Below are 3,236 nucleotides of genomic sequence, written 5' to 3' on the forward strand. Positions count from 1 at the left end.
GCAAACAAGCTCTGGTGGCTCTGGTAGACGAGGACGGCGCGGCGGCTCTAAATCAACAAAAGCATCAGCGCAACGACCTGATTTGAACTGGAGCACGCTCAAAGGGAAGATAGGAAAATCGCCGACCACGAGAAAAACCGCAACGCCAAACCTACAGTTTGATTTATTGGCGGCAACCGAAACCATGGGAAGAGAGGCAAAGCAAAAGGCATTAAATAAGGAGTTGGAAACGGTGGATCAAAGCCCGTTTTTCACAAAAGAAATGAAATCAAATATAAAGCGTTCGATTAGAACACGGTATGAATCATAAGGAGAGTCTAAACGGCTCTCCTTTTATTTAGGAGGAAAAGATGGCGCTAGTAGATTTAAAGTTTAAAGAAAGCGACTTTGTAGGACAAGATGTATCTAGCTTACCGAATCAGGTCAGGGGACAAGCGGAATTTGTAAAAGGAAGAATGGACAATGTAGCAAAGAACATGATAGCTCTTGGTAGATTCAATGATTTGATTGATGCGATAGAAGCGGAAGTATTCAAAAAGACGGGAGGACAAATAAGTGGTGCTGTTTCTATAGTGGGCAAGGTTGCCGGATCGAGCTTTGGAATATATGGTCAAACGGCAGAAATTGTATTCAACCCGTCAAACCGTATATTTTCAACATTGAATGCAAACGGATGGGCAGCGTTAAAGTTTATATTGGAAAACGGAAACTCCATTGAAGCAAACGGATTAGAGATGAAGCTTGTGACGCAGGGCGGCGTACATAGTCAGGATTCATCGAGCGCATATCTTCCATTTTACGGCTCTGCGTTCACACAGGTATCGAGCGAGAGCGGTAAAGAGAACATTGTCCCGTATACAGGCGCACTTGAAAAAATAAACGCCGCGAACATTTATTCGTATGACAAAAAAGCAGACGGAATGAAACAAATCGGAATGGTGATCGAAGACGAAACCACACCGGAGGAAGTGATCGTCAACGGCGTGCAAAACAAACGCGCCAGATCAACGAACGGCGGCGCACAGTATATCGATCTGTACAGCCTCATATCCATGACAGCACAGTCTGTGAAAGAACTGAAAGCGGAAAAGGACGAGGAAATCACTGCGTTACGTAATGAAAACGCTGGACTAAAAGCATTGTTGGTATCAAAAGGCGTATGCACGCAGGAAGAAATAGAGAATTTATAGGAGGAAGAAAGAATGTTTGAATATGTAAAGGACTTAGGACTTAAGCCTTCGAGGGCGTACAGCAAGAGAAAGAGAACAGACAGGATATTGCTGCATCATTTCGGCAGCAATGGATCGGTTCAGTCGGTGCACGACTACCATATTGGCAGAGGCCACGCGGGGATCGATTACAATGTGGTGGTTCTGGCAAACGGCGATGTTGTATGGGGCAGGGGGCTTGATTACTGCGGCGGCAGCGTGAACAACACAAACGCCAAGACAAAGGGATTCAATGATACGTCCGTTGCGATTGCCGTACAGGGCGACATTGAGCACAACGTCATGCCGCAGGTGCAGAAAGACGCGCTGTTTCGGGTAGTCAAAGATATTGCGCAGCACTACGGGTTTACACGGCCTGATCAGATCGTGGGACACGATGAAGCTGCGGGGCCGGGATACACGGATTGTCCGGGCAAGCTTTACCCGTTGCAGGAGATCAAGGAGTACGCACTGGGTCAGTCTGTGGTTGTACCGCCGGTGATTGAGCAGCCGGAGGTAAGTATTCCGAAGCTTACGCGCAATTTGAAGTTAAAATCTCCCATGATGAGCGGAGAGGACGTGCGGATGGCACAGAAGCGTCTCGATCATCATTTGGTTGACGTGGGTGGCATTGACGGCGTTTATGGCGACCGCACAAGGAAAGGCGTGATTGCGTTCCAGAAAGCGCGGATCGCGGAAGGGTACGACCTTGGAAGTGCTGGCGCTGATGGTGTTGTTGGGTGGAGAACATGGGAATTACTGTGGCAAGGATGAAAGGGGATATAAAATGGAAATGTTACAAGAATATGTAGTGATCGTGGTAATGGCAATATGCTTTGCAGCAGGGTTTATCATCAAGCACAGCGTAACGGTGATACCCAATAAGTACATACCGCTTATTATGGGCGTGTTAGGCGTGCTGCTTAATATTTGGGTGGCAGATGGCGCGGTGTCGCCCGAAATCATATTAGGCGGGCTTGCAAGCGGTTTGGCGGCCACTGGTGCGTTCGAGATGGTACGGAATATATCGGATAAGAAGGAGTAGGGCGCATGGACACAAAGCAGCTCACAGAAAAAGTAATCGTCATCGGGGAAGAAGTCAAGGGACATGAACAGCAGATCAGAACATTGTTTGAGCAGCAGAAGGAAATCAAAGACCTGACCAAAGCGACGAACTCGCTTGCCATATCGGTAGAAAAACTGGCGGATAAGGTATTGAATGTAGATGAACGACTTGACTGTATCGAAAAAGGCGAGAAACAAAAACACTTCGAGCTATGGAAGGTTCTTGTGCCGGGCGTAGTTGGCGCGCTCATAATGTATGCGGTAAACTATATGCTAAAGTGACGGATGGGGGAGGCATATTTGCTTCCCCTTTTTTGGTTTGATCGTGCCTTATAACAGAATTAGATCAAAAAATGTTGAAACATACAGACAGATGGTATATATTTAATGGTATAATTTTATAATAAAATGAGGTGTATAATTATGCCAAATTGGGGAGCGGTTTTAAAGAAAGTCAACAACGCAGTGCATCCGTTGGATGAGGAAAGATGGAGATATCTAAAACTATTCAACGAGTACACAAACAGAAACGTAATTTCGTATTATTCAGGTTTTTTACAAAAAAGCGAAGATGCAAGAACTGCTATAGACGACAACGATAAAAATGCGTTTATGCAAGCGGTACATCAATTGGATAAAACCAAAGGACTAGATTTAATTCTTCACACGCCGGGTGGTGATATAGCTGCCACGGAGTCTATTGTGGGTTATCTAAAAAGTTTCTTCGGGGAAGATATTCGCGCGTTTATACCACAGATCGCGATGTCGGCGGGAACAATGATAGCTCTGTCTTGTAAAGAAATTGTAATGGGGAAGCAATCGAATTTGGGGCCAATTGACCCGCAATATGGAGGAATATCTTGTCAAGGAGTTATAGACGAATTTGAGCAAGCCCTAAAAGAAGTCAGTAATAATCAGGCAGCCATTGCTGTTTGGAGGCCTATTATTGAGAAGTATCATCCA

Annotated in this window: 6 protein-coding genes; all 6 read left to right on the forward strand. The window is 45.6% G+C overall.

Annotation, left to right across the window (positions count from 1 at the left end; translation table 11 throughout):
- Positions 1-310 (forward strand): hypothetical protein (locus VB081_RS12610; protein ID WP_323401137.1); only part of this gene is annotated, 310 nt, incomplete at its 5' end.
- Positions 311-350: 40 nt separating this feature from the next.
- Complete coding sequence (locus VB081_RS12615) at positions 351-1,190, forward strand: tail fiber domain-containing protein (RefSeq protein WP_323401138.1); 840 nt, start codon at positions 351-353, stop codon at positions 1,188-1,190.
- A 12-nt stretch (positions 1,191-1,202) separates the two neighbouring features.
- The gene (locus tag VB081_RS12620; protein ID WP_323401139.1) at positions 1,203-1,982 is read left to right on the forward strand and encodes a peptidoglycan recognition protein family protein; all 780 of its coding nucleotides are present in this window, start codon (positions 1,203-1,205) and stop codon (positions 1,980-1,982) included.
- A 13-nt stretch (positions 1,983-1,995) separates the two neighbouring features.
- A complete protein-coding gene (locus tag VB081_RS12625) occupies positions 1,996-2,253 on the forward strand; it encodes a phage holin family protein (protein ID WP_323401140.1) in 258 nt (85 codons plus the stop codon).
- Between the two features lie 5 nt (positions 2,254-2,258).
- Entirely contained in the window at positions 2,259-2,555 is a 297-nt protein-coding gene (locus tag VB081_RS12630; protein ID WP_323401141.1) for a hypothetical protein, read from the forward strand.
- Positions 2,556-2,696: 141 nt separating this feature from the next.
- The coding region (locus VB081_RS12635; protein ID WP_331676048.1) for an SDH family Clp fold serine proteinase at positions 2,697-3,236 on the forward strand (540 nt) is incomplete at its 3' end.

The organism is Christensenella sp. (assembly GCF_034927525.1).
Classification (GTDB): domain Bacteria; phylum Bacillota; class Clostridia; order Christensenellales; family Christensenellaceae; genus Christensenella.